Origin of the sequence: Streptomyces sp. R35 (genome assembly GCF_041053035.1) — a bacterium.
GTDB classification, from domain to species: domain Bacteria; phylum Actinomycetota; class Actinomycetes; order Streptomycetales; family Streptomycetaceae; genus Streptomyces; species Streptomyces lutosisoli.
The window spans coordinates 5922303-5947480 of the sequence record NZ_CP163440.1 but is presented as its reverse complement, the minus strand read 5'-3'; the positions used below and the strand labels follow the sequence as shown (position 1 = coordinate 5947480).

The following is a 25178-nucleotide window of genomic DNA, read 5'->3' as shown; positions in this document are numbered from 1 at the left end:
GTGAGGGGATCTACGGGGCAACAGCTCTCCGTGACAGGTGAGTTGATGCTGTGCGGCATCGTGCTGGCCGGGCATTCAACGGCTGCTGTTCTTCTGTGCATTGCCGCGCACGGACGTGTATGCGTGCGTGAGTGTGGCCTGCTTGGTTGCGGCAGGCGGATCGCTGAGATGTTCGTGGTGGGAACGGGTGACCTTTCCGGGTGTGGTTCGTTGGCCTGTGTGACAAGCGGATCAGCGGGTGGGGCGGGGGTGGTGTGGTGCGCGGGGTGGAGCGGTCGGTTTCGGGTCTGCGGGTGGTGGCCGCGCCGTTCGTCGCCGCGGGGCCGTCCGGGGTAGCGGTGCGCGACCGGCTGAGGCACCTCACGGCCCAGGACGAGCGTGTGCTGCGGCTGATCGGCGCGCACCTGGGCTCGCTCGCGTCGCGGGATCTCAAGGCACGGTGTGCGGATGGTCTGGGGCATTCCGCCAACACATGGGCGGCGCGGAAGCGGACGCTGACCCCGTTGTCGTCGTCCCGCTGGGCCGGGGCTCTCACCAAGGCGTCGCATGATCAGTGGGCGCTGTCGCGGCGATGCCAGGCGGCGCACATCCGCAGCCTTGAGGCCGGGATCCGCACGATCCGGCACCGCCTGTCGCTGCCCCTGAGGGAGAAGGGCTCCAAGGGTGTTGCGGGCGGCTACCGGTCCGCGCCGGAGTGGCAGGCGAAATCGCGTCGGCTGGCCGTGCTGGAGGCCCGGCATGCGGCGGCCGTTGAAGACTGGCAGGCCGGACGGGTGCACGCGGTGCGCGGCGGAAAGCGTCTGGCGAACACCCGGCACCATCTCGCCGAGGCCCGGCTCACCGAGGCGCAGTGGCGCGAGCGGTGGGAGGCGGAGCGCTGGTTCCTGGCTGCGGACGGGGAGTCGGGCAAGCGGTACGGCAACGAGACCATCCGCGTCACCCCGGACGGCGAGATCAGCATCAAGCTCCCCGCCCCGCTGTCCGGTCTGGCCAACGCCCCACACGGCCGCTACGTCCTCGCTGCCCGCGTCACTTTCCCGCACCGGGGCCCGGAGTGGGCCGACCGGGTTGAGGCCAACCGGGCCGTCGCCTACCGCATCCACTACGACGTCACACGGGGCCGCTGGTACCTAACCGCCTCCTGGCAGTACGCGCCCGCCCCGGCGCTCCCGCTGGACGCGGCCCTCGCGCACGGCGTGATCGGGGTGGACACCAACGCCGACCACCTCGCCGCCTGGCGCCTCGACCCGCACGGCAACCCGATCGGCAGCCCGCGCCGCTTCTTCTACGACCTGACCGGCACCGCCGACCACCGGGACGCCCAGGTCCGCCATGCCCTGTCCCGCCTGCTGAACTGGGCCAGGACCTGCGGCGTGAAGGCCATCGCCGTCGAGGACCTGGACTTCACCGCCGAGAAGACCCGCGAGAAACACGGCCGCAAGAAGCGGTTCAGGCAGCTGATCTCCGGCATGCCCACCGGCAAACTCCGCGCCCGCCTCACCTCCATGGCCGACGCCACCGGCATCGCGGTCATCGCCGTCGATGCCGCCTACACCTCCAAGTGGGGCGCCCAGCACTGGCAGCGCCCCACCACCAGCACCAACCGCAAGACCAGCCGACACGATGCCGCCAGCATCGCGATCGGCAGGCGCGCCCAAGGGCATCCGATCCGGCGACGGACGGCACCGCCCCCACACGACCAGAGCGATCGTGCGGGGCATCGGACCGTCCAGGCCCGACCGAATCTCCTCGGGCGTGAGGGACCCCGCCCCCGTACTCCTGGACCGCACACACGATGCGCGCCGCCCGGACACGGAGCGAACGCGGGAGACCAGCGTGCCCAACACCGTTCGGGACACGCGGCTGAGCATGAGACCTGGCAACAGGACTCACTCCCGCTCAGTCATTAGGAACGGTCCTGTGTGCAGTGGCTCACCGGGATGGGGTTCGCGCTCGTCCGAGCCCGCGCTCCTGGTGTTCATGGGCGCCCTGGTGACCGTCGCCGTGGCCCTGGTCATGCGCGGCGCACGGGTACCGGCCCTGCGCGGGACCAAGGGCGCGGTGGCCGCGGGGGCGGCGGGCGGGTTCATGAACTCCGCTGCCGGGGTGGGCGGACCGCCGGTGTCCTTGTACGCGCTCAACGCCGGCTGGACGGTTCGGGAGTTCGTGCCGAACGCGCAGTTCTACGGGGTCGTGGTGAACGCGTTCTCGGTGGCCGCGAACGGGGTGCCGCACCTCGGCACTTCGCGCTGGGCCCTCGTAGTGACGGGGATGGCGGTGGGCGCCGGGATCGGCAGGGTGCTGGCGGGGCGGGTGCCGGAGAAACAGGCTCGGCTGCTGGTGCTGTTGCTGGCGCTGACGGGAGGGCTGACGGCTTTGGGGAAGGGGTTGTGGGGGCTGTAGAGGCTGTAGGGGCTGTAGGGGCTGTAACCACCCCGCCCCCTCACCAGCCCCTGGCCCCTGCCGTGAGGACCGGGGAGGGCGTCGATTACGGTGCCGCCGCGGGGCCGACGCGAACGCAACGGACCTGAGGAAGGAATTCCGGTGGAGAGTCGTCCGGTAGAGAGCGTGCTGAGCCGGTGGTGGCCGACGGCGGCCGCGGTCACGGTGGCGCTGTTCGGCGTTCTGCTGCTGACGATCCAGATTCGCCACCTCCAGGACGGCTACCAGGAGTTGGCGAATCTGCGCGAGCACGGGCGGCACACGACGGCTCACGCCACCGTTTCCACCACCTGCTCCTCCGGAGTACGCGACACGACCTGCGACACGTCCTCGGTATGGCTCGACTTCAACGACACCTCCGGCGACCCCGTCGACGAGCCGGAAGAGACGATCGACGGCTCCCTCTACGTCCCCGACGGCCACCGCGACGCCGAGGGCCGGGTGGCGACGACGGTCGTCTACGACCCCGCACACCCGGATCTGGCCCAGGCCGAAGGCGCCCTGGACCAGGGGGTCCTCGACCTGGCGACCCACCACTGGATCCCGCTGACCATCGGGCTCGCCGCGCTCGGCGCGGGGATCAGCGGTGGGGTCGCGGCGTGGCCGCAGCGGCGGGCTGGGCGATGAAGGCAGCCCAGGCGGGGGCCGTGATGTGGAGTTCGGGGCCGGTGGGGAGTTTGGTGTCGCGTATGTGGGTGGTGGTGGGGGTGATGGCGACCGAGACGCAGTTGTCACCCTCGGCGTCGCTGTAGCTGGACTTGAACCACGTCAGCTGCTCACTCATAGCGCGTTCACCATCCGCTCGATGAAACTGGCTGACTCGGCAGGGCCGAGCGCCACGGTGCGGATCATGCTAAGCCGCTCGATGTGCGCGCTGACCACCGCCGGGTCAGAGGTGAACTGGCTCACCGACTGGCCTGTCGAGTAGGCGAAGCGCTCGTGGTCTCGCGTCTCCAGCATCACCATTGGGCCGCCGAGCGCGGCGGGGATCGCCCGGTCGAACGGGAGCACCTGGATCGTGATGTTGTTGCGCTTTCCCAGTTCCAGCAGGTGGAGCAGCTGTTCCCGGTCCACCTGACAGCCGCGTAGTACCGCCTCGTGCAGCACATAACTGCACGCCACCGGAGGCTTCCGGGTGAGCAGTTCCTGGCGCTCCATCCGCGCGGCGACCCGCTCCTCGACCGTCTCTTCATCCAGCGGCGGACTGAAGTTGCCGATCAGCGCGGTTGCGTACGCCTTCGTCTGCAACAGGCCAGGGACCAGCAACGTTTCGTACGACCAGATGCTGACCGCTTCCCGCTCGTAGAGCATGAAGTCCTGCGCCCGAGCAGGAAACGGCTCTCGCTTCACATAGTCCTTGGCCGCGCTCAGCAACCCCTCCGCGTGGCACAACTCATCCGCCGCGTCCAACACGCGTGGCGTCGGCATCCGTACGCCCTGCTCCATGGACTTGATGGTGTCCGGCGAGTAGTTGGAGGCGGCGGCCAGCTCCTCGCGGGTCACGTTCGCCTTGGTGCGCCAGCGTTTCAACTGGTTGCCGCTGTACCGCCAGTTGATCGGCGACGGTGAAGAGGCGTTGTACTGGACTGACACTGCGGCCACCTCCGACTGATACACCTCGGCGTGCATCCCCTCGGTCACTACCGAGCGTAGCCGGGCTAGCGGCACCGTGTGAGCATGACCAACGCAATCCCCCACCACCGCCCCGACTGGGTCCCCCTGGCCGGCCACCAACTCTGCGTGTCCGGCGTCAACTTCGACGCGCTCCGTATCCAGGGGGTGCGCGGGGAACAGGTCGCCGCCGCCCTCATCGACGCGGCGGACGGCGACGCCGGGCCCGTGGTCTGTGAGGCGGTCGGGTTCCGGTGGATGTACTTCCTGCTGGCGCCGGGGGCGGCGAGGGAGTGCGAGTGGCCGTTGGGGGTGCAGCGGTTCGGCGGGGCCGCGGGGCGTCGTACGGTCGCGTACATCGGGATTCCGGCGCTGGACGGGAACACGTGGCCGTTGCGGTGGTACAGCGAGCCTACGGTTACGGCGCCGTTTGTGGAGGCGGGGCGGTTGCGGGCGGTGTTGGGGCCGGTGGGGTTGTAGGTCAGGGTTCTTGGGCACGTGCGGCGGACAGATTCGTGCGGACCCCCTTTGTCGTCGGGTGGTCCTCGCCCAGTACCCGAAGGCAGTCGGCCAGCGCCCGCTCGTGGAGGAACTGCCCTGCCCGAGTGAGGATCAGGTCAATCTCAGCCGTGTCCTCACCCGGATCGCACGCATCGAGAATCGCTTCGACGTGTGGGAGTAAGACTCTCCACGGATCTCCCGCATGTCGACCGCCACGGGGAGGGCTGGTGGCACCCATCTGCCAATTACTCCGTCGGCCTGGCCCGCCCATCCCCGGCTTTCCGCGGGTCGCGGCGGCTCAAGGCCCCCAGGGAGCCTCGATTGGCAGATTTGTGCCACCCACGAACCAGCCGTGCGCCTACGTGACCTTCCGCAACCCCAGCGGCCCCGCGATCTCCTCCGCCATGACCTTGCCCGCCTCCTCCGCGAGAGCGTCCTCGCCGAGGTCCTGGTCGGTGTCCAGGCCGTTCAGCTCCTCCAGGGGCTGGTTCAGGCGGACGTGGGCCACGATCGACTGGAGGGCGCGGAGGGCGGCCGATGCCGTGGAGCCCCAGTTGGAGAAGTACGAGAACTGCCACCACCACAGCGCTTCGGTGGTGCGGCCCGCGCGGTAGTGGGCCATGCCGTGGCGGAGGTCGGTGATGACGTCGGCCAGGTCGTCGGAGATACGGGCGGGGACCGGGGCCTTACGGGGCTCGTAGGGGTCGAAGACCTCCGAGTACACGTCCACCGGCTCCAGCATCGCCGCCAGGCGCTCGCGGAGTTCGTCGACGTCCGGCTCCGGGCCCAGATCCGGCTCGTAGCGCTCGTCGGGGACGATGTCCTCGTGCGCGCCGAGTCGGCCGCCGGCCAGGAGGAGCTGGGAGACCTCAAGGAGGAGGAAGGGGACCGCCGAGTCGGGCTCGTCGCCCTTCGCGACCTCCGTGACGGCTACCAGGAAGCTCTCTACCTGGTCCGCGATCTGGACCACGAAGTCGTCGGGATCCTGGCTTGTCGCGTGCAGCGTGGCGTCAGACATCTAGGAGTCGTCTCCCCTCGAAGGCGCGGCCGAGCGTGACCTCGTCCGCGTATTCCAGGTCGCCACCCACAGGGAGGCCGCTGGCCAGGCGGGTGACCTTGAGGCCCATGGGCTTGATCATGCGGGCGAGGTACGTGGCCGTGGCCTCGCCTTCCAGGTTCGGGTCCGTGGCGAGGATCAGTTCGGTGACCGCGCCGTCGGCGAGGCGGGCGAGGAGTTCCCTTATCCGCAGGTCGTCGGGGCCGACACCCTCGATCGGGCTGATCGCGCCGCCGAGGACGTGGTACTTGCCCCGGAACTCGCGCGTGCGCTCGACCGCGACGACGTCCTTCGGCTCCTCGACCACGCAGATCACCGACAGGTCGCGGCGCGGGTCGCGGCAGATGTTGCACAGCTCCTCCTGCGCGACATTGCCGCAGGTCGCGCAGAAGCGGACCTTCGCCTTGACCTCCATCAGGCACTGCGCGAGACGGCGGACGTCCGTCGGCTCGGCCTGAAGGATGTGGAAGGCGATCCGCTGCGCGCTCTTGGGACCGACGCCGGGGAGCCGCCCCAGTTCGTCGATGAGGTCCTGGACCACGCCTTCGTACAACGGATTGCCTTCCTGAGTTCCTGAGTTCCTGGGTTCCCTGGTTTCTGAGTTCCCGCGTTCCTGAATCCTGCTCGTCCTGATGCGTACGGTAGTTGGCGTCCGCCTGTCTTAGAAAGGCAGGCCCGGGATGCCGCTGCCGCCGCCGAGGCCCTGGGTGAGCGGGCCGAGCTTCTGCTGCTGGAGCGTCTGCGCGTTCTCGTTCGCCGCCTGGACGGCCGCGACGATCAGGTCGGCGAGGGTTTCCGTGTCCTCGGGGTCGACCGCCTTCGGGTCGATCACCAGGGCGCGGAGCTCGCCGGAGCCCGTCACGGTAGCCCTGACCAGACCGCCGCCCGCCTGGCCGTCCACCTCCGTCCGCGCCAGCTCCTCCTGCGCGTTCGCCAGGTCCTGCTGCATCTTCTGGGCCTGCTGGAGCAGCTGCTGCATATTGGGCTGGCCACCACCGGGAATCACGATCAGCTCCTGGTTTCGTACGGCTGTGTATACGGCTGTCTGGACCGTTTTTCCTGTCCAGCATGAGCCTACGTGGTCTACGGGCCCGTCGCCCAAGCACTCTTTCGAGTGAGTCGATCCCTTGGCCTATACCTGATCAAGACCCCCTTCCGGGCGGAAAAGCGAAGAAACCCGGTCCATCGCCACCCATTGGGCGGTAGGAAGGGGGCGGCGCTTTTGCACCACGCGTCACGTGATGTCACACACCGTTATCGCCTGTTGCTTGTTGCTTGCCGCTCACTGCCTGTTGCTTGCTGCTTGCTGCTTGTCGCTTACTGCTTATCGCTTATCGCTGTCGCCGTCGTCAGTAGGGAGTGCCGGGTGAGTCAACCGGAGATGCAGCCCGAGGGGCCGCCCCAGGACGGGCGGGGCGACGGGGCGGCGGCGCTGCGGCCGAGTGACCTGACCGGCCGGCCGTTTCCGCTCGGGGACTGGGGGGAGCCCGCCGAGCGGCTCCACGAGCTGTACCAGTGGGTGGAGCGGGGCGCGCTCGACACGGCTTCCTGGTATCTCACGGACCGGGTGTGGAAGCGGTGGGGGGCGCGGGCGCTGCGGGGTGGGGCCGCGGTGGGGGCCGTGGCCGGGGCCGCGCTTCCCCTTCTGGACCTCACCGGGGTGGTGGGCGGGGTTGCCGCCTGGGGGTATCTGGCGCTGCTGCTCGGGGTCGCCTGTGTCGCGGGGGACCGGTTCTTCGGGGTGACCTCCGGGTGGATAAGGGACGTGGCCACGGCTCAGGCTGTGCAGCGGCGGCTTCAGGTGTTGCAGTTCGACTGGGCGTCGGAGAGTGTGCGGGAGGTTCTGGGGCCTACGGAGGGGACGGCGAGTGAGGCTGCGGAGCGGTGTCTTGGTGTGCTGCGGCGGTTCTCCGAGGACGTGACGGAACTGGTCCGCGCCGAGACCGCGGACTGGATGGTGGAGTTTCGGACCGGGCCCGCGCCGTTGGGGCTCCAGTCGTCGTTGGCCGGGGCGCCTCGGGTGGAGGGGTCCGTGAACGGGCGGGTGCCGTTGCCGCCCAGCACCCGGCCGAACATGCCCCGCCAGCGTCCGCCCGAGCCTCGGTAGGGGGTTTCGCCCCCGCCGCCCCTACCCGTCCCATCCCGTTCCTGGGGGCTGCGCCCCCCAGACCCCCCTAAAAGATTGCGCCGTTCCCCGCGCCCCTTAAACGGTCGACTGCGGGTGGGTGGGGGCTGGGCGCGCAGTTCCCCGCGCCCCTAAAGACAAAAGACCGGGGCGGGCCGGGGCGATGGGGCGCAGCCCCGAGCCTTCAGGGGCGCGGGGAACTGCGCGGCCAGCCCCCACCGGCCCGCAGGCAAAAGCACATGCGTGAAGGAAACGGAAGCGCTTGCGGCAACCCGCTGCGACGGGAGCTATTCGGCCAGTAATCTCTCAACTTCCTTGCGAACACATGCAGTTGACCAGTGGGGGAGCTCTGCGTGGCAGCGACTCAAGGCGGCGGGCCCGAAGGGCTCCCGGACGACCGGGCCATGGACTTCGTCCTCGGCTTCCCTACCGCCGTTGCGCCCGAGTACCGGAACCGGTCGAACCTGGCGACCAGCCCGCCGCTGTTCGTGCTGCGGGTGCCGGCGGCGTCGTACGAGAGCGTCGTGGACCGTGTCGTCGGGGCGCTGCGTGCCTCGCTGTACGACAACGGCAAGCTCGTGCCGTATGCCCATCTTCCCGCCGAGGACGACTCCGCGCTGCTGTCGGAGAGCGCCGGGATCCAGGTGGGGACCGGGGCGCCGGAGCACATGACGCCCGACCGGTACCCGCACTTTCTGGTGATGCGGGACCTCGTCTCCTACATCCGCACGAATCCGGCCGCCTGGCGTGAGGGCTCGCAGGCGCGGAATCTGCGTATCCACGCCAGTGAGCAACGGGCCAGGCGCGGCGGCGTGTTGGGCTTCACCAGGATGGAGGGGCCGGACCTCGGCGGACTCCCTGGATTCCTGGTCGGCATCAGCTGGCTGTCGTTCGTGCAGCGGATGCCCAAGTGGCTGTGGGCCCGCTGGACGTCCCGCAAGGTGGTGCGGGGCTGGCTGGGCGCGGAACCGGTGGCCGGGGGCGGCAAGAAGCTGTTCCGGGTGATGGACAACGCGGGCGCCGTGTGGGGGGCGCAGCTGAAGAACGACCCGAACCACGAGGAAGCGCTTCAGGAACTCGACCGGCTTCTGCTGCGGGCGTTGCTCGAAGATCTGCGGTCGCCCGCCGTCGGGCGGATCCTGCCGGGGAGGAGACGCAGGACCGCGCGGCCCGTCCTGCTCGTGGAAGTGCCTCCGCCGGGTGCGCCCGGAGCCCTGGCCGCCGAGCGTTTTCTGCGCTCGCTGCACCGGGCGCGCGCCACCGCCCGGCCGCCGGGACCCCTCGTCGTGGCCGTGGGCCGGCCGTCCGAGGCGCTGCTGGAAGAGCTCGGCAACCCCGCCGACTCCACCTTCGCGCAGGCCAGCCTGCGGCTCGGCCAGAACGACGCCGCCCCGGTCCTGGTGACCTTCAGCGACGAGGCAGTGGCCGCGCCGGGGCTCGACCTCCGCAAGGTCGATCCGCGCACGTTCAAGGTCAACCGGATGGTCCCCACCGGGATCGTGGCCTGCGTGACCGTTCTCGCGCTGGCCGCCGCGGGCCTGGTCATCCGCCAGATCACCGCCCCCGCCGAGGACCACACCTGCGTCGGTGGCACCGAGTCCGTCGCCGAGTCCGCCCGCGACACACCCATCCCGGTGGACTCCAAGGGCTGGTACGACGCGGCGGTCAAGGAGATCGGCGAGCAGAACGTGCGGGCCGAGCGGGCCGCCGCCCAGGGCAGGACCGTACGGACCGTGGTGGCGTTCGTCTCCAGCGTGCCCACTGACGAGAACGAGACGCGCTTCGACGGCACCATCCCCGAACTGCGCGGCATAGCGATGTGGCAGCGCAAGCTGCTCGACGACGCGGTGTCCAACGACTCGGCCGTACGGCTGCGGGTGGAGGTCCGCCCCACCGGACGGGCGTTCAAGAACGCCGTACCGGAAGCCAGGAAGCTGGTCACCGAAGTGCGGGGCGAGAGCCACCAGAAGGCGTACGAGAAGATCGTCGGCGTTCTCGCGTACGCGCAGAGCCGGGACGAGACCCGGGCCGCGCTCCAGGTGCTCGGCGCCGCGAAGATCCCCACGATCGGCACCACGGCGACCGCCGACGAGATGCTGGCCGGCTCCGCGAGCCTCAGCTACTGGCCCTTCACCCCGGCCAACTCGACCGAGGCACGGATCGAGGCGGACTTCGCGAGCCAGGAGAACATCGTGGCCGAGCCCGGCTCCGAGGCGAGCTGCTCCGCCGCCCGCCGCGCCCTCGTCATCGAGAGCTCCGCGGACCTCTACAGCCGCAGCCTCGCGGACAAGTTCCGCGCCGACTTCCCGGGCACCTCCCAAGTGTTCAACTTCAACCAGGTCGGCGACTTCGAGCCCGCGCCGCCGACCGGCGCGACCAGCGTGTCCAGCGCGGACGAACTGGCCCGCCAGCTGTGCAAGGCGCTCAAGGCGGAGCCTGAATCCGTCGTCTACTGGTCGGCGCGGGCCCGTGACTTCACCGCGTTCATCGAGGCCATGGACACCCGGGGCACCTGTATCAGCGACGACATCACCGTCCTCGGCGGCAACGAACTCACCAACGTCGCCCAGACCGGCGCCTTCAACAACAAGGACTGGCTGCGCCTCTACTACTCCGCGCACCGGCTGCCCGCCACGGACCCGCGCGTCAGCGACAAGACCCGCCAGTTCGTGGACGCCTACAACGCGTTCGTGCAGCGCACCACCGAGGGCGCCGACCCCTGGATCCAGGACGGCCACTCCGCCGTCTCGTACGACGCCTTCCACGTCCTGTCCCAGGCCGTCGACCAGGCCCGGCTGCGCGACGAGTCCGTCTCCCGCGAGTCCGTCCTCGTCGCCCTCGGCGGCGGTGTCACCTTCAACGGCGCCACCGGATACGTCTCCTACGACCAGGGCAACAACGCCCCGCCCGGCGACAAGACCCTCGTCCTGCTACGGCAGTTGGCGGACCGGCCGGAGGCGGTCGTGGTGTGCGGGGCGTACAAGCAGGGGGCGTCGAGCAAGGCGGAGGGCCCGCCATGTGCCCCATGAGCGGCACGGAGGTACTGCTGCGCAAGCTCCGAGGTCACCCGTCGCCGCAGATCCTCAGCCCCACCGGCGTCCCGCACGGCAGATGCCCATGCGTACGGATCACGTCCTGGCCGCTGCCCCGGCTGATGTAGGAGAGGAAACTGGAGGCGAGGGAGTCGGCGGGCGGCTGGCCGTAGGTGTAGGCGTACTCGATCTCCCGGTACGGGTAGTCGGAGGTGCCGTGTTCCAGGTCCTCGACGGACGGGGTGTGGCCGTCGAGGCTGAGCTTGTGCAGGCCGGTGAAGCCGGTGGCGCTGTTGAGTTCGCTGTAGCCGATCGCGCCGGGGAGTTTGGCCACCGTGCTCAACACCTGGTCGGTGGAGTCGAGTTCGCAGCGCACGACGGGGGCCGTCGGGTCGTCCTTGTGGACGCAGTCGAGGGAGGAGTTCGCGATCTCGCCGCGCCCCAGCACCCGGCGCTGGAACACCTGCCGGGTACCGGAGTTGGCGTCACGGCTGACCAGCAGGACGGGCCGGTCGGGGCCGCCGAGCTGCTTCCAGTTCCTGATCTCGCCACGATAGAGACGGCGTACGTCCGTGAGCGAGAGGTTCCTGACGGGGATGTCGTCGTTGACGACCAGCGCGAACACCGACACCGCGACGCGGTTCTCGCGCAGCTGCGGGAGGCCGCTCGGTTTCGGGCCGTCCGAGAGGGCGACGACGGGTGGGGAGCCGGCCTTGGACTTCGCCCCGACGGCGGCGAGTTCCCGTACACCCGCCGTGCTGCCGTGCGGATCGACCACGATGGTGGAGCCCTCGCAGTCCTCCTGGTACTTCTCGGCAAGCTCGCGCATCACGGGTTCGAAGGCGGTCGAGCCGGTGACCGTCAGCGTGCCCGTCTCACAGCCGACCGGGCGCGGGGTGTCGTCCCGCAGCACGACGATCAGCGCGAGCGTGACGACGCACACGGTCAGCAGCACGGTGATCAGCCGGGCGGCGCGGCTGAACAGCGGCGGCTGATCGTCCGGTGTCGTACTGCGGTTGGGGCTGACCTCACCGTCCCGCAGCCCGCCGATCAGCCGTATCTCCCGGCCCACGTCGCCGCCCGACAGCAGCACGAGCAGCTTGAAGTGCTCGCCCCGGTTCAGCGGGACGCGCGGGATGCGCAGGACGCCGTCCTCGTAGCTGAGGCCCGCGGCCGGAGTGAAGTGGTCCATGAGGTGGTCGGTGCCGGGCGGCTGGGTGACGGACACGCCCCGGATGGTGCGGTCGGTGAACACCGCGGTCAGACCGTGCCGTTCGCGGCTCGTGTAGTCGTCCCCGGCGATGCTCTGCGAGCCGTCGTTCTCGATCCGCAGCAGCACGAGGGTGGCGTCCGTCATGCCCGGCGTCTCGTCGAACAGCCCGAGCCGTACGTTTGCCCGCCCCGAACGCACGTCGTCGCCGATCGGGTTGTCCATCTGGACCCGGTACCCGATCCTCTTGCGCCGCGGCACCCGGCGCTCGTACCAGACCATCACGGCGGAGGCGACGACACCGATCACGGCGGTGCCCACGGCCACGACGTTCTCTGCGCTCAGCCACTCCATGTGAGCCACTCCCCCGAGCCCTGCGGTGCGGACACGGTACGGCGCGGGCAGGGAACGCCCGGGAGACGTCAGGTGAACTTCAACTATCGTTCAACAGACACTGCCTGATCCTCCGTCAGCCACCCTTCGTGTACGTCAGCGCCTCGCCCGAGTCCTTGTTCACGCGGCGCAGGCTGCCGTCGGACAGGAGGGTGACCTCGGAGGCGGCACCCGGGGAGCAGGAGGAGGCCGGTTCGCCGACGGTGACCTCGGACGGGCCGATCTCCAGGGGGCCGTCGGCGGCCGGGGCCTCGGTCAGCGTGGCCTGGAAGACGCAGTGGTAGGTGCCGCTGCCGGCCGGTCCGTCCGCGGTGAGCGACAGGACGGTGTCGCCCACCTCGCCCTGCTGGATGGTCAGTTGACGGGTGTTGTGGCCCGTCTTGTTGTCGATGCTCGTGTTCCAGGTGCCGAGGAACCCCTCCGGGATCGTGCCGCCCTGGGACGCCGACGCGCTGGGCGACTCGGACGACGGGGACGACGGGGACGGCTCCGACGTGCTCGGGCCCGGCGTCGTGGGCGCGCTGGACGCGGGCGACGCCGCGGAGCCGTTGTTCTTGTCGTCGCTCCCGCCGCCCTTCATCAGCGCGTACACACTGCCGCCCGCACCGAGCGCGACGACCACGGCCACGACGATCAGGAGGGCGGTGGAGCGGCCGTTCCTGCGCGCGGGTTCGGGCTGCTGGGGCACGACTCCGGGTCCGTACGGCGGAGTCGCACCACCCGGGCCGTACGGGGAGGGGGCGACGCCCGGCCCGTACGGGGGCGTCGAGCCGTACGGGCCCGGCTGCTGGCCCCAGCCGCTCTGGGGATAGCCGTACGCGGGATGGGGCGTGCCCGGGCCGGCGGGCTGGGGGTGCTGCTGGGGGTAGCCGTACGCGGGGTGCGGGGTGACGGGCGGAACGGCCGGAGGAGGTGTCTGGCCCGTGCCCGCGACCATTGTGGGGAGGTGGTTGAAGGGGGCTGGCTGTCCCGGCGCGGGCGGGGTGGCACCCTCCTCGGCCGGGGTGGGGGCGTGCTCCGGGGAGGCCTCGGGCGGGGCGGACGGGGGCGCGGACTGCGGCACGGGCGGGAGCGCGGACGGGAGCGCGGACGGGGGCACTGTCGGCGGCTTGGAGAAGTCCGGGACCGGGGCCGGGGCCGAGGCCGGAGCCTGCCCCGGAGCCGGGGGTGTCCCTGGCACGGCGGCGGGGGCACTCGGCACGCCGCCCGCACCCGCCGCCTGACCGTGCGCCTGCGCCGGCCCCTGCCCGTATCCCTGGACCTGTCCCTGCCCCTGGCCCTCGTCGGGGTTCTCCGTGTCCAGCAACTGCACGGCGTGCCGCCCGAGTTGTGCCACCAGGGCACTCGGCAGCCACGGGTCGCGCGTACGCCCGTCCGAGACGGTGTCCTCGGCGCCGGTGCGCTCCAGGATCTGGTCGAGGGTGGGCCGGGCGGCCGGGTCCTTGCGCAGACAGTCGCGTACGAGGTCCGCGAGGCCCTCGGGCAGGCCCTCCAGGTCGGGCTCCTCCTGGGCGATGCGGAACATCATCGCGTGCACACCGCTGTTGGTCGACCCGAAGGGAAGGGCGCCGCTGGCGGCGTACGCGAGGACCGAGCCGAGGCAGAAGACGTCGCACGCGGGGGTGATGCGGTCACCGCGGACCTGCTCGGGGGCCATGAAGCCGGGCGAGCCGACGAGCGCGCCGGTGCGGGTGAGGCCGCCGTCGGTCACGGTCTCCAGGGCGCGGGCGATCCCGAAGTCGATGACGCGGGGGCCGTCGATGGTGACGAGCACGTTCGAGGGCTTGAGGTCGCGGTGGATGAGCCCCGCGGTGTGGATGTCCTGGAGCGCGTGCGCGAGGCCGGCGGCGAGGATGCGGACGGAGCGCTCGGGGAGTGCGCCGTGGTCGTGGCCGACGACGGTCTGGAGGCTGGGCCCGGCGACGTAACCGGTGGCCAGCCACGGGATCTCGGCCTCCGTGTCCGCGTCGAGGACGGGCGCCGTCCAGTACCCGCCGACCCGCCGCGCGGCCTGCACCTCCTGCCGGAAGCGCGCCCGGAACTCCTCCTGCTCGGCGAGTTCCTCGCGCACCAGTTTGACGGCGACGGTACGGCCCCGGTCCGACCGGGCGAGGTACACGTGCCCCATCCCGCCGGCGCCGAGGCGTGCCAGCAACCGATACGCCCCGATCCGCTGCGGATCCCCAGGCCCCAGCTTCTCCATGGCTGCGCCCACCCTCCCCCGTATGTGTGCGACAGACCGAGGATACGGCGGCCGTACGGGGAGATGGATGGGGCGGTGTCTACGGTTCCGTAACAGCGGATGCCGTTTCTGTCACCGGTGCCGCGAGGCCGTCGAGCACCGCGGACAGTCGCTCCAGCACGCGTACGGTCTCGGCGAGCCCGGCCTCGCCGAGGGCCTGGGCGAGACGGTCGGCGAAGGCCGCGTGGCCGGGCCCGATCCGGGCGATCGCGGCGCGGCCCTCATCCGTCGGAGAGAGCAGCTTGGCGCGGCGGTGGGCGGGGTTGGGGAGGTACTCCGCGAGGCCCTTCTCCACCAGCAGGTCCGCGATGCGCTGCACGCTCTGCCGGGTGATGCCCATGACGCGGGCGATCCCGGACACGGGCAGGGGCTCGCCGAGCACCGCGCCGAGCACCTGCCACCAGGCGGCGGTCAGTCCGGCGGGCTTGGCCAACTCCTCGGCGACGGACAGGAACTGCCCGTTGAGCCGGAAGGCCGCGAGGGCGCTGCGGCTGAACAGGTCCTGGCGCTCCCGGCTCACCGCGCGGCCTTTTCGAGTACGGCGTAGGCCTCCGCGTCGGAGTCGTGGAACAGCCGGTACCAGGCGTCCAGCACCTCGCCCTCGTACACCCCGAGGAGCCGGAACACCTCGCGGGCGAAGGCGACGGGTTCGGTGGGACCGGCGGTGACGAGCCTGCCGTCGGTGACGGCGTCGGCGTCGACGTACCGCTCGCCGCCGCTGTAGCCGGTGGCGGCGAGGTAGAAGGACACGGCGCTGGTGTGATCCCGGTCGTCGAGCAGCCCTTCGCGGGCGAGCCCGGCGGTGGCTCCGCAGATGGCGGCGACGGGGACACCGGCGTCGAGGAACGCGCGGGCCTTGCGGGCGAACGGGGCGAGGTCGTCGCTAGAGTCCCACAGGTCGGCGCCGGTGAGGATCAGCAGGGAGCTGTCCTCGGGGCGGAGCTCGTCGAGCGCGAGGTCGGGCTGGATGCGCACTCCGCCGATGGTGGTGACCGTCTCCCGGCCGGGGCCGACCGTGCGGATCTCGTACCCGGCGCGGGCGAGATAGGCGGTCGTGTGTCCGGTCTCCCAGTCGGCGAAGGTGTCGTAGACGGCGAGGTGGACGGGCTTGCGGCTCATGACTTCTCCAAGGGGGTCCTCAAGCGCGCCGAAGCATATGTAAGCATGCTGTCAAATAGGCAGCATGCTGTCAATCGGTCGATCTGCTGCCACCCGACCACCCCCACCGCACGGCACGCACCGCACCGCACCGCATACGCGACAACCTGTCGCGGAAACCCCCGGACCACAGACAAGACGCCGATGTCGCGTCCATACCGTGGACATCTACGCTCGCCGCATGACCCCTCAGCCCAACCCCCAGGTCGGTGCCGCCGTGAAGGCCGCGGACCGTGCGCACGTGTTCCACTCCTGGTCCGCGCAGGAGCTCATCGACCCGCTCGCCGTCGCCGGCGCGGAGGGGTCGTACTTCTGGGACTACGACGGCAAGCGGTATCTGGACTTCACCAGCGGGCTCGTCTTCACCAACATCGGGTACCAGCACCCGAAGGTCGTCGCCGCGATCCAGGAACAGGCCGCAACCCTGTCCACGTTCGCGCCCGCCTTCGCCATCGAGGCCCGTTCGGAGGCGGCCCGGCTGATCGCCGAGCGCACCCCGGGCGACCTGGACAAGATCTTCTTCACCAACGGTGGCGCGGAAGCCGTCGAGAACGCCACGCGCATGGCCCGGCTGCACACCGGACGCCAGAAGGTGCTCTCCGCGTACCGCTCGTACCACGGTGCCACCTCCACCGCGATCAACCTCACCGGTGACCCGCGGCGCTGGCCGAACGACATCGGCGCGGCCGGTGTCGTCCACTTCTGGGCGCCGTTCCTGTACCGCAGCCCCTTCCACTCGGACAGCGAGCAGCAGGAGTGCGAGCGGGCGCTGCAGCACCTCGAGGACACCATCGCCTTCGAGGGTCCCGGCACCATCGCGGCGATCATCCTGGAGACCATCCCGGGTACGGCGGGGATCATGACGCCGCCGGCCGGATACCTCCCCGGAGTGCGGGAGATCTGCGACCGCTACGGCATCGTCTTCATCCTGGACGAGGTCATGGCCGGGTTCGGGCGTACGGGCAAGTGGTTCGCGGCGGACCACTTCGACGTGACGCCGGACCTGATGACCTTCGCCAAGGGTGTGAACTCCGGGTACGTGCCGCTGGGCGGTGTGGCGATCTCCTCGGCCATCGCGGAGACCTTCGCCAAGCGGCCCTACCCCGGGGGGCTCACGTACTCCGGGCATCCGCTGGCGTGTGCCGCCGCCGTCGCCACGATCAACGTCATGGAGGAGGAGGGGATCGTCGAGCAGGCCGCGCGGATCGGTGAGACGGTTCTCGGTCCCGGGCTGCGGGAGCTTGCCGAGCGGCACCCGAGTGTGGGTGAGGTGCGCGGTACCGGTGTCTTCTGGGCGCTGGAGCTGGTGAAGGACCGGGCTACTCGGGAGCCGTTGGTTCCGTACAACGCGGCCGGTGCGGCGAATGCTCCCATGGCCGCGTTCGGTGCCGCCGCGAAGGCGAATGGCCTCTGGCCTTTCATCAACATGAACCGCACCCATGTCGTGCCGCCGTGCAACGTCACGGAGGCCGAGGCCAAGGAGGGGCTGGCCGCGCTGGACGACGCCCTGTCGGTGGCCGACGAGCACACGACGACTCCGTAGGCCGGTTCTTCGGCCGCGGGTGCGTAGGGGCTGGTCGCGCAGTTCCCCGCGCCCCTGACGGCACGGGGCTCCGCCCCGCGATACCCCGCCCGCCCCGGTTCTTCGGCCGCGGGTGCGTAGCGGCTGGTCGCGCAGTTCCCCGCGCCCCTGACGGCGCGGGGCTTCGCCCCGCGATCCCCCGCCCGCCCTGATTCGTTTGGCTGCGGGTGGGTGGGGGCTTGTCGCGCAGTTCCCCGCGCCCCTAAAAGGGGCGCGGGGAACTGCGCAATCTTTTGAGCGGGGGTCTGGGGGCGCAGCCCCCAGGAAGGGATGGGACGGGTAGGGGCGGCGGGGGCGAAAAACTCCTTCGCGCGCCCCACGGCGTATGGTGGCCTGCTCGGAGAGATACGCGAGTAGATCAGGGGAGCGAGACACCATGCCCGGCAGCGGCGGCAATGGGGCCGTAACCCGCAGCACCCTGCGGCAGCAGATCGCGGACGCGCTGCGCGACGAGGTACTCGCGGGCCGTCTCCAGCCGGGCCAGGAGTTCACGGTGAAGGAGATCGCCGAACAGTACGGCGTCTCCGCGACCCCCGTCCGCGAGGCCTTGGTCGACCTGTCGGCCCAGGGCCTCCTCGAAGCGGACCAGCACCGCGGCTTCCGCGTCCACGAGTACTCCGCGGCCGACTACCGCGGCATGATCGAGGCACGGAGCCTGGTCACCGACGGCATGTTCACCAGCCTCTCCAAGGGAGGCATGCGCCAGATCGACGACCCCCGCGCCGTCGCCGCCCTCGCCGCCGTCCGCCGCCGCGGCGAGGAGGCCCAGCGCGCCGCCGCCGCAGGCGACCTGAACATCCTCATCGGCTACGACCTCCGCTTCTGGCGCGAGCTCAGCGGCCTCTTCGGCAACCCCTACCTCGCCGACTTCCTGCACCGGCTGCGCGTCCAGTCGTGGGTGTGCGCGGTCCAGCACCTGCGCCGGGTGGACGACCTGAAGGGCCACCTGTGGTCCGCCCACACGGAGCTCGTGGACGCGCTGGCCCGGCGCGACCCGGCCGCCGCGCACGCGATCGTCACGGAGTACAACGCCCACTCCCTCGCCCTCATCGAGCGCCTGGCCGCCAGGTGATCGCTTCAGCCCGGCCGGCACCAACCAGCCCGTCCGGCGTTTGAGGACGAGCCTTCCGGGCGATCGGGGGTTTGGGGGCACTGCACCGATCAGCGGCTCCGCCGCGTGCCCCCACCACCGGCCCGCCCACCACGGACTTGTGCACCGGGACTTCCCAGAACCGCCGCGCGCATTACGCTGCCCTGACCACCCTGCACCCCAAGGAGCAAGAGGAGCCGTCTGTTGGCCTGTGACCTGTGGTTGGTCCCGCTCGTCGACGTGCTGTGCCACACCCCCGACAACCCCTTCGCCGAGGAGCTCGCGCTCTACGACAAGGTGCTGGCCGAGGCCGGACTCCCGCCGGTCCCGGTGTACGCGTACATGCCCGGGCTGTCGGGTGACGTGGCCCCGGTCGCCGGGTTCGACTACGACGCGCTGCACTTCCTGCGCCGCGCGTATCTCCTCCAGATGTGCGGGCTCGCGGTGACCCCGGTGGACGAACTGGGCGGCGACTACGAGCAGTTGCTGGAGATGTTCGAGACGAACGCCCAGCAGTCCCACCTGGTCTGGCACTACGACCACGCGGGGGCGTACGTCCCCGTCGACTTCCCGCACCCGCTCGCCAACGACGAACTCCTCGCGGGCGGCGGCCCCTTGGGCTCCTCCCAGACCCTGCTGCGCGAACTCGAGTTCGTCGCCCCGTCGATCGGTATCGACCCGGCGAACCCTCCGGCGGCTCCCGAACCTCCCATGGCCCCCACGGAGCTGGAGGAGCCCGCCGCCCCCGCCCCCTACGACGCCAGCCCCTTCGCCCGCGAACGGCACGTCTGGCTGGGCCTGCACGCGGCCGCGACCCGGAGCCTCGCCCAGGGCTCGATGATCATCTTCAGCTGAGGGGAGCCGTACACGGGGTACGCGGAGTACGCGGCGGCTTTGGGGTACGCCGGAGTCACGCCCGGCAAGGCTCCAGGCCGGACGCGGGGGCGGTCTCGGGCTCAGCGACCCAGCTGGGACAGACCCTTCTGGAGGTCGTCCATGTTCATGATCGGGGTGTGATCGATCTTGGCGCCGAAGTTCGCTTCGTTCGACTTCTCTCCGGCCGGCGTCTCTTCAGGATCATCCGTTCGTTGGTCTGGTCGTGGGCATCGAGGGATGCCGCGATCGGAGAGCCCTGTGCGTATGACCGACCTCCAGCGCTGCGAGATGCGGCCCGGACGTCTCGTCGAGTGGACGTTGCATCCGGCGGCCGTCGAAGCCTCGGCGAGACTGCCGGACGACGAGCGGCCACCGGCGTACGTGCAGGAATCCCACGTCCGGACGGCGCGCTCGGTGCACGAGGACGGCCTGTTCGTGCCGACGTGGCTGGGGGCGACGTTCGACATCCCGGGGAGGCTCGATCTCGACGTACTGCAAGGCGCGTTGCGGGCATGGACACTGCGGCACGAGACGCTGCGCAGTGGCTTCCGGTGGGCCGGAGACGAGATGCGCCGCTTCACGCTGGACGCCGAAGACGTCTTACTGCACCGCGAGGACAAGGGCGACTTCGCCGAGGCATCCTGGCTCACCCGCTACTTGCAGGACCGTTTCGACGTCGTGGCGAACGCGCTGACCTGGCCGAACTTCATCTACACCGCGGTCGTCAGGGAGGACGGCGCGAGTGTCCGCATGGCGTTCGACCACAGCAACGTGGACGCCTACTCGATCTACCGCATCCCCGCCGAGATCCACGAGCTCTATGCGGCCGGACTCGAAGGCCGCGCCATGGACAGGGCGCCGGTGGCCAGTTACGTCGACTTCTGCGCGAGCGAGCGCACGAACGCCGACCGGATCGACGACACGCACGCGATCGTGGCCCGCTGGCGGGAGTTCATCGGCCGCTGCGACGGGAAGCTGCCGAACTTCCCCGTCGACCTCGGGCTCGACCCCGAAGGGCCGCTGCCCGGGCAGAAGTTGATGCACGAGATGCTCGTGGACGACGCGGACGCGGAGGCCTTCGAGGCGCGCTGCCGCCCGTACGGCGGAAGCCTCGTCGGCATCCTCGCGGCCACCGCCCTGGCCGTCCGCGAGATCGGCGGGCAGGAGGTGTACCGCACTGTCGTGCCGTTCCACACCCGGGCGAAGTCCCAGTGGTCGGACTCGGTGGGCTGGTACGTGGGCGGCGCGCCGATCGAGGTGCCCGTGGCGCGGGCGACGGACTTCGACAGCGCGCTGGAGATGGTGCGGGCCGCGCTGCGGGAGAGCCGCCCGCTCGCCCGGATGCCCATCGCGCGCGTGCTCCGACTGCTGGGCGCCGACTTCCGGCCCACGTCCCCGGACCTCTACTCGATCGTCTCGTTCGTCGACGCGCGCGGCGTGGTGGGATCGGAGCGGTGGCGGGACCTGAAGGCGTACGGGCTGATCCGGGTGTCGTCGGGCGACCAGGTGTGCGCGTGGACGACCCGGCTCCACGAGGGCGTGCAGTTCGCCTGCCGCTACCCGGACACCGACGTGGCGTACAAGAACATGTGCCTGTACGTCGACCGGCTGCGGGAACTCATCGTCACGGCGGCGCGGCACCCGGCCGGACAGGCCGTACGCGTCTGAGAACCCCGGTGGCCCGACCCTCGGAGAGAGCCGGGCCACCGCGTCCGACACCCTCCGGAGGGAGGACGTCGGCCGCGGTGGCGTGTCAGGCGGTGTGGCAGGTGGCGTCGGTGCGCGCGGGTCAGAACACCGGCGTCCCGTCCTGCGTCAGCTTCCAGTTGCTGACCGCGAAGTCGGCCGGGTTCAGGGTGACCTTGGCCGTGAAGTAGTCGATCATCAGCTGCCGGACCTCGTTGGTGGAGCTGTAGGCGATGTCGGCGGCGGCGATGTGCGGGTAGCCGGAGCCGCCGTTGGCGCGGTAGTTGTTGACGGCGACGACGAAGACCTGGTCGTCGGCGACCGCGGTGCCGTTGTAGGTGAGGTTCTTGATCCTGGAGCCCTCGGCCTGCGCGATGTCGATCTCGTACGACACTCCCGCGGCCATGTCGTACATGTAGTCCCAGAAGCTGTTGGCGTTCGTCACCGTGGCGGTGTCGACGGCCGTGCCGCTCGGCACCTGGTGGTAGTACTTCGCCGCGTACTCCAGGTAGTCCTTGAGCTGGGCACCGGTGAGCTTCTTGCCGTACAGGGTGTTGTCGTAGATGTAGAGACCCGCGACGTCGCGGATCGTGACGTCGCCCTTGGGGATGTCGGCGGTACGGCTGAAGCACGCGGCGACCGAGATCAGCGGGAGCGCGGCGTCCGCCGTCGACAGGCCCGACTTGACCGACTCCATCTGGACCTGGTGGATGAAGTCCATGGCGGCGGTGTCCTTCCAGCACGCCTCGGCCGCCGACAGGTCCTCGGTACAGGTGCCGACGGCCGTGTTGACGTACTTCACCACCAAGTCGTGGTCGGCCTTGAGGAGGGCGGTGATCTCCGCGTCCTCCTCGACCGTGTTGGAGTTGAGGGTCTGCGCCTTGGTGCTGGTGACCTTCCACTGGCCGTGGACGAGTTCGAGCTCGAAGTCGAAGACGGTCAGGCGCATGCCCCAGCAGTACGGCTCGGAGAGGACGACGTCCTTGCCGGTCTCGGTGTTGGTGACCGTGTACGACGAGACCTCGGTGTGCGTGTGGCCGACGAGGATCGCGTCGATGCCCGGGACCTGCTCGGCGACGAGGTTCGACGCGTTCTCGACGTACGGGAGTTCGGTGCCGTACGACGAACTGCCGTCCAGACCCGAGTGGTCGGTGAGGAAGACGACGTCGCAGCCGAGGGCGCGCATGCGGGGCACGTACTTCTTCGCCTGCTCGACGAGGCCGGTGAAGGCCATCTTGCCCGAGACGTTGTCCTTGTCCCACAGGGCGATTCCGGGGTTCGTGAGCCCCAGGATGCCGACCTTGATGTCGGGGGCGCCGGGAACGCGAATGCACTTCACGGTGAACGGCTGGAAGGCGGGCTTGAGCGTCTTCGCGTCGAGGGCGTTGGCGCCCAGCAGCGGGAAGTGGCACTGCTTCTCGAACTTGCGCAGCAGGTCGATGCCGTAGTTGAACTCGTGGTTGCCGAGCGCGGCGGCGTCGTACTTCAGGGCGTTCATGGCGACGGCCATCGGGTGCTTCGGCCCGTTGGTGCCGGTGATCGAGTCGACGCGCGCGTAGTAGTACGCCAGCGAGGTCCCCTGGATGATGTCGCCCGCGTCGACGAGGAGGACATGGTCCTCACCCTTGGCGGCGCGCTGCTGCTTGATGAGGGTGGCGACGCGGGCGACACCGGTCTTGTTGCCCTTGCTGTCCTTGTACGCCGCGTCCTTGTAGTAGTCCCAGTCGAAGACGTGGCTGTGCAGGTCGGTGGTGCCGAGGATGGAGAACGACCAGGTCTTGGGCGCCTTTGGGGGCTTCGCGTCGGAAGCCGCCTGGGCGGGCGTCGCGGCAGCGGTCCCCGCGACGGCCACGGCCGCACCGGTGACGGCCGACTTCTTCACGAACTCCCGGCGGTTCAGGGGGTTGACGGGCATACGGGGCTCCTGGGAGTGGGGTGGCGAGGGCAGGGGAACGGGCCGTGCGAGCCGTGCGGGGGCCTGTGGGGACTACACGCGTAGATCGTGGTCGCCGACGTACCCCTTCCGAAACCAGGAAAACCCCATCTCCCGGTCAAGTAACGGAAATTGCCTGCCGTCGCCCGGTACCGTCCCGGGCGATCGGGCCAAAGTGCCCCAACTCCCCTATTGCTGTGCAAAGATCCGCGCAGAGGATCTGAGTGAGGATCCGGGCTCCGACGAATCACCTGGTCTCATCCAGCGGTTGACAGGAGTGCGGCATGGACCCCCTTGGCCCCGAGGATCCGCCCCGTATAGGCCCGTACCGTCTGATCGGCAGGCTCGGCGCGGGCGGAATGGGCCGGGTCTACCTCGCCCGTTCCGAGGGCGGGCGGACCGTGGCCGTCAAGCTCGTCCAGACCGAACTGGCCCAGGAGCCGGAATTCCGGCGGCGGTTCGCACAGGAGGTGGCAGCCGCGCGCCGCGTCGGCGGAGCGTGGACCGCGCCCGTACTGGACGCGGACACGGAGGCGACGACGCCCTGGGTCGCCACCGGGTACATTCCCGGGCCCTCCCTCCAGACGGTCGTGGACAAGGAGTACGGGCCGCTCCCCCTGGCCTCCGTCCGCGTCCTGGCGAACCGGCTCGCCCTCTCCCTCCAGGCAATCCATGCCGCCGGTCTGGTCCACCGCGACCTGAAGCCGTCCAACATCCTCCTGACCGTCGACGCGCCCCGCGTCATCGACTTCGGGATCGCCCGGGCCCTGGACACCGTCCTGGACGACTTCAGAACCCGTACCGGCATGATGATCGGCTCGCCCGGTTTCATGTCGCCCGAGCAGGTGCGCGGCCTGCGCACCTCCCCGGCCTCGGACGTCTTCTGCCTCGGCTCGGTACTCGCCTTCGCGGCGACGGGCCGCCCGCCCTTCGGCACGGCGAGCAGCGGCCTGCACGCCCTGCTGTTCCGCGTCGCGGAGGAGGAACCGGACCTGGCCGGGCTGCCACCGGGCATCGACACCCTCGTACGCGACTGCCTCCGCAAGGACCCGGCCCTCCGGCCCACACCGGCCGAGGTCGCGGCCCGCACGGAGGGCGGTGCCGGGAACGAGCCCTGGCTGCCGGGGGCGTTGCTGGCGGGGCTGGGGCGACGGGCGGCGGAGCTGCTGGACGCGGACGGGCCTCCTACGGAGGTTGCGATACCTCCGACGGAGGTCTCAGCGCCTCCGGCAGAGGTCGCGGCACCTCCGACAGCGGATGCGGTGACCCGGGACTTCGGGGCGGCGCCCGGCGAGGTGCCCGTGGACCCCGGGCCGCCCGAACCGGCCGAGCGACCCCGCCGACGCCGGCGCAGGACCCGGCTCATCGTCGTCGCTGCCGCAGCTGCGATCGTCGCGGGGATCGTGGTCCTCTCCCAACTGCCCGACGACGGCGGCGACAACGGCAACAAGGGCGGCGGTGGCAGCGCGAGCAGCAGCAGCTCAGGCAGCGGCGGTGACCCGTTCGCCGGGGCCTGGGAGGGCAACCTCACCGACAGCAGCGACCCGAACCACGAGCAGTTCATCCGGATCGAGACCATCAGCGGCGCGCAAGTCGGCCAGAAGGGCGACACCCTGCTCGTGGTCAGCAAAGACGTCCTGTGCAAGGGCGAGGCCGACCTCGCCACGAAGACCTCCACCGAACGCGTCCTCAGCCCCGGCAAGGTCACGGCGACGGTCCGCTACGACCCGAAGGCGAACTGCAACGCATCCGCGGAGCAGCACCTGACCCCCAGAGGGGGCCGTCTGCACTGGGTCATGGCCAACCTCAGCGGCGACCTGCAACCGGCAAAGACCGGCAGCCGACCGGTACCCGCCGTCTACCTCGGCACCTGGAAGCCCGCCAGTCCCTCCACTGCCGCCGAACCCACCGACCGCCTCACCATCCACCAGGGCGGCTTCGGCAGCGAGGTGACCACGATGACCGAGACCAGCAGCACCAACGGCACCGTCTGCACCTACCGCGCGATCCTCGTCTCGGCCACCGACGCCGGCCTGGTCCTCGGCCCCGACATCGCCGACGGCTGCAACGCCAAAGCGACCCACATCTTCACCGTCACCGGCGAGAACAAGCTCCGGCGAACGGACGAGAAAACCGGCCACACCCTCGACCTCGTACGAGCGAACTGAGCCCCCGGGCGCCAACAGCCGAGGAGGGGGTCAGGGGCGGCCGTACAGCGTGAACGCCCGGCCGGAGGACCG

At 70.4% G+C, this 25178-nt stretch carries 20 protein-coding genes and 1 pseudogene; 11 read left to right on the top strand and 10 right to left on the bottom strand.

Going from position 1 to position 25178, the window contains the following annotated elements; translation table 11 throughout:
* The first annotated feature begins 266 nt into the window (after positions 1 to 266).
* The 3 genes and pseudogenes from AB5J50_RS27190 to AB5J50_RS27180 all read left to right on the top strand — a co-directional run bounded on the left by AB5J50_RS27190 (position 267) and on the right by AB5J50_RS27180 (position 3069).
* Positions 267 to 1910, top strand: coding sequence for an IS200/IS605 family accessory protein TnpB-related protein (locus AB5J50_RS27190; RefSeq protein ID WP_369260883.1), 1644 nt, complete (start codon positions 267 to 269; stop codon positions 1908 to 1910).
* 49 nt (positions 1911 to 1959) lie between these two features.
* A pseudogene (locus tag AB5J50_RS27185) lies at positions 1960 to 2403 on the top strand (TSUP family transporter); the annotation flags it as partial.
* A gap of 141 nt (positions 2404 to 2544) precedes the next feature.
* On the top strand, positions 2545 to 3069 hold the full coding sequence (locus AB5J50_RS27180) for a DUF3592 domain-containing protein (RefSeq protein ID WP_369260882.1): 525 nt from the start codon (positions 2545 to 2547) through the stop codon (positions 3067 to 3069).
* Here AB5J50_RS27180 and AB5J50_RS27175 read toward each other — a convergent pair.
* Both AB5J50_RS27175 and AB5J50_RS27170 read right to left on the bottom strand, forming a co-directional pair.
* Positions 3023 to 3226 (bottom strand): DUF397 domain-containing protein, encoded by a 204-nt coding sequence (locus AB5J50_RS27175; protein ID WP_369260881.1) that lies wholly within the window; start codon positions 3224 to 3226, stop codon positions 3023 to 3025. The two genes, AB5J50_RS27180 and AB5J50_RS27175, sit on opposite strands and share 47 nt — an antisense overlap.
* Entirely contained in the window at positions 3223 to 4083 is an 861-nt protein-coding gene (locus tag AB5J50_RS27170; protein WP_369260880.1) for a helix-turn-helix domain-containing protein, read from the bottom strand. Before AB5J50_RS27170 ends, AB5J50_RS27175 begins: the two co-directional genes overlap by 4 nt.
* 36 nt (positions 4084 to 4119) lie before the next feature.
* Here AB5J50_RS27170 and AB5J50_RS27165 point away from each other — a divergent pair, with 36 nt between their 5' ends.
* Complete coding sequence (locus tag AB5J50_RS27165) at positions 4120 to 4533, top strand: hypothetical protein (RefSeq protein ID WP_369260879.1); 414 nt, start codon at positions 4120 to 4122, stop codon at positions 4531 to 4533.
* Between the two features lie 379 nt (positions 4534 to 4912).
* Here AB5J50_RS27165 and AB5J50_RS27160 read toward each other — a convergent pair whose 3' ends face one another.
* From AB5J50_RS27160 to AB5J50_RS27150, 3 genes are all read right to left on the bottom strand, one after another.
* Entirely contained in the window at positions 4913 to 5572 is a 660-nt protein-coding gene (locus tag AB5J50_RS27160) for a DUF5063 domain-containing protein (RefSeq protein ID WP_369260878.1), read from the bottom strand.
* Complete coding sequence (recR, locus tag AB5J50_RS27155; protein WP_107018120.1) at positions 5565 to 6164, bottom strand: recombination mediator RecR; 600 nt, start codon at positions 6162 to 6164, stop codon at positions 5565 to 5567. The genes AB5J50_RS27160 and recR overlap by 8 nt, the downstream gene beginning before the upstream one ends.
* Before the next feature lie 108 nt (positions 6165 to 6272).
* Positions 6273 to 6617 carry a YbaB/EbfC family nucleoid-associated protein gene (locus AB5J50_RS27150; RefSeq protein WP_369260877.1) on the bottom strand — a complete coding sequence of 115 codons (345 nt, stop codon included), beginning with the start codon at positions 6615 to 6617 and terminating at the stop codon, positions 6273 to 6275.
* A 360-nt stretch (positions 6618 to 6977) separates the two neighbouring features.
* Between AB5J50_RS27150 and AB5J50_RS27145 the strand changes: the two genes are divergently transcribed.
* Positions 6978 to 7718, top strand: coding sequence for an SLATT domain-containing protein (locus tag AB5J50_RS27145; protein ID WP_369260876.1), 741 nt, complete (start codon positions 6978 to 6980; stop codon positions 7716 to 7718).
* 371 nt (positions 7719 to 8089) lie between these two features.
* A complete protein-coding gene (locus AB5J50_RS27140; protein WP_369260875.1) occupies positions 8090 to 10765 on the top strand; it encodes an ABC transporter substrate-binding protein in 2676 nt (891 codons plus the stop codon).
* Positions 10766 to 10799: 34 nt separating this feature from the next.
* Here the strand turns inward: AB5J50_RS27140 and AB5J50_RS27135 are convergent, their stop codons facing one another.
* The 4 genes from AB5J50_RS27135 to AB5J50_RS27120 form a co-directional block, all read right to left on the bottom strand.
* The gene (locus AB5J50_RS27135; RefSeq protein WP_369260874.1) at positions 10800 to 12332 is read right to left on the bottom strand and encodes a substrate-binding domain-containing protein; all 1533 of its coding nucleotides are present in this window, start codon (positions 12330 to 12332) and stop codon (positions 10800 to 10802) included.
* Positions 12333 to 12447: 115 nt separating this feature from the next.
* The gene (locus AB5J50_RS27130; RefSeq protein ID WP_369260873.1) at positions 12448 to 14574 is read right to left on the bottom strand and encodes a protein kinase; all 2127 of its coding nucleotides are present in this window, start codon (positions 14572 to 14574) and stop codon (positions 12448 to 12450) included.
* Positions 14575 to 14653: 79 nt separating this feature from the next.
* Complete coding sequence (locus AB5J50_RS27125; RefSeq protein ID WP_369260872.1) at positions 14654 to 15133, bottom strand: MarR family winged helix-turn-helix transcriptional regulator; 480 nt, start codon at positions 15131 to 15133, stop codon at positions 14654 to 14656.
* Positions 15130 to 15732 carry a type 1 glutamine amidotransferase family protein gene (locus AB5J50_RS27120; RefSeq protein WP_369260871.1) on the bottom strand — a complete coding sequence of 201 codons (603 nt, stop codon included), beginning with the start codon at positions 15730 to 15732 and terminating at the stop codon, positions 15130 to 15132. Before AB5J50_RS27120 ends, AB5J50_RS27125 begins: the two co-directional genes overlap by 4 nt.
* 220 nt (positions 15733 to 15952) lie before the next feature.
* Between AB5J50_RS27120 and AB5J50_RS27115 the strand changes: the two genes are divergently transcribed.
* The 4 genes from AB5J50_RS27115 to AB5J50_RS27100 all read left to right on the top strand — a co-directional run bounded on the left by AB5J50_RS27115 (position 15953) and on the right by AB5J50_RS27100 (position 20987).
* Positions 15953 to 17314 (top strand): aspartate aminotransferase family protein, encoded by a 1362-nt coding sequence (locus AB5J50_RS27115; protein ID WP_327430392.1) that lies wholly within the window; start codon positions 15953 to 15955, stop codon positions 17312 to 17314.
* Between the two features lie 415 nt (positions 17315 to 17729).
* Positions 17730 to 18425 carry a GntR family transcriptional regulator gene (locus AB5J50_RS27110; RefSeq protein WP_369260870.1) on the top strand — a complete coding sequence of 232 codons (696 nt, stop codon included), beginning with the start codon at positions 17730 to 17732 and terminating at the stop codon, positions 18423 to 18425.
* Positions 18426 to 18647: 222 nt separating this feature from the next.
* Complete coding sequence (locus AB5J50_RS27105; protein ID WP_327430390.1) at positions 18648 to 19298, top strand: hypothetical protein; 651 nt, start codon at positions 18648 to 18650, stop codon at positions 19296 to 19298.
* 285 nt (positions 19299 to 19583) lie between these two features.
* Entirely contained in the window at positions 19584 to 20987 is a 1404-nt protein-coding gene (locus AB5J50_RS27100) for a condensation domain-containing protein (RefSeq protein WP_369260869.1), read from the top strand.
* Positions 20988 to 21108: 121 nt separating this feature from the next.
* Here the strand turns inward: AB5J50_RS27100 and AB5J50_RS27095 are convergent, their stop codons facing one another.
* On the bottom strand, positions 21109 to 22920 hold the full coding sequence (locus AB5J50_RS27095; protein ID WP_369260868.1) for a bifunctional UDP-sugar hydrolase/5'-nucleotidase: 1812 nt from the start codon (positions 22918 to 22920) through the stop codon (positions 21109 to 21111).
* 302 nt (positions 22921 to 23222) lie between these two features.
* On the opposite strand from AB5J50_RS27095, the gene AB5J50_RS27090 reads away from it, so the two are divergent.
* Positions 23223 to 25106: a serine/threonine-protein kinase gene (locus AB5J50_RS27090; protein WP_369260867.1), complete on the top strand. Its 1884-nt coding sequence runs from the start codon at positions 23223 to 23225 to the stop codon at positions 25104 to 25106.
* Positions 25107 to 25178 lie beyond the last annotated feature (72 nt).

Excerpts from the sequence above, each read along its gene's own strand:
- AB5J50_RS27160 (WP_369260878.1), bottom strand. The coding sequence starts at position 5,572 with ATGTCTGACGCCACGCTGCACGCGACAAGCCAGGATCCCGACGACTTC.
- AB5J50_RS27110 (WP_369260870.1), top strand. The coding sequence starts at position 17,730 with ATGCCCGGCAGCGGCGGCAATGGGGCCGTAACCCGCAGCACCCTGCGG.
- AB5J50_RS27100 (WP_369260869.1), top strand. The coding sequence starts at position 19,584 with ATGACCGACCTCCAGCGCTGCGAGATGCGGCCCGGACGTCTCGTCGAG.
- AB5J50_RS27130 (WP_369260873.1), bottom strand. The coding sequence starts at position 14,574 with ATGGAGAAGCTGGGGCCTGGGGATCCGCAGCGGATCGGGGCGTATCGG.
- AB5J50_RS27115 (WP_327430392.1), top strand. The coding sequence starts at position 15,953 with ATGACCCCTCAGCCCAACCCCCAGGTCGGTGCCGCCGTGAAGGCCGCG.
- AB5J50_RS27095 (WP_369260868.1), bottom strand. The coding sequence starts at position 22,920 with ATGCCCGTCAACCCCCTGAACCGCCGGGAGTTCGTGAAGAAGTCGGCC.
- AB5J50_RS27135 (WP_369260874.1), bottom strand. The coding sequence starts at position 12,332 with ATGGAGTGGCTGAGCGCAGAGAACGTCGTGGCCGTGGGCACCGCCGTG.
- AB5J50_RS27120 (WP_369260871.1), bottom strand. The coding sequence starts at position 15,732 with ATGAGCCGCAAGCCCGTCCACCTCGCCGTCTACGACACCTTCGCCGAC.
- AB5J50_RS27165 (WP_369260879.1), top strand. The coding sequence starts at position 4,120 with ATGACCAACGCAATCCCCCACCACCGCCCCGACTGGGTCCCCCTGGCC.
- AB5J50_RS27175 (WP_369260881.1), bottom strand. The coding sequence starts at position 3,226 with ATGAGTGAGCAGCTGACGTGGTTCAAGTCCAGCTACAGCGACGCCGAG.
- AB5J50_RS27090 (WP_369260867.1), top strand. The coding sequence starts at position 23,223 with ATGGACCCCCTTGGCCCCGAGGATCCGCCCCGTATAGGCCCGTACCGT.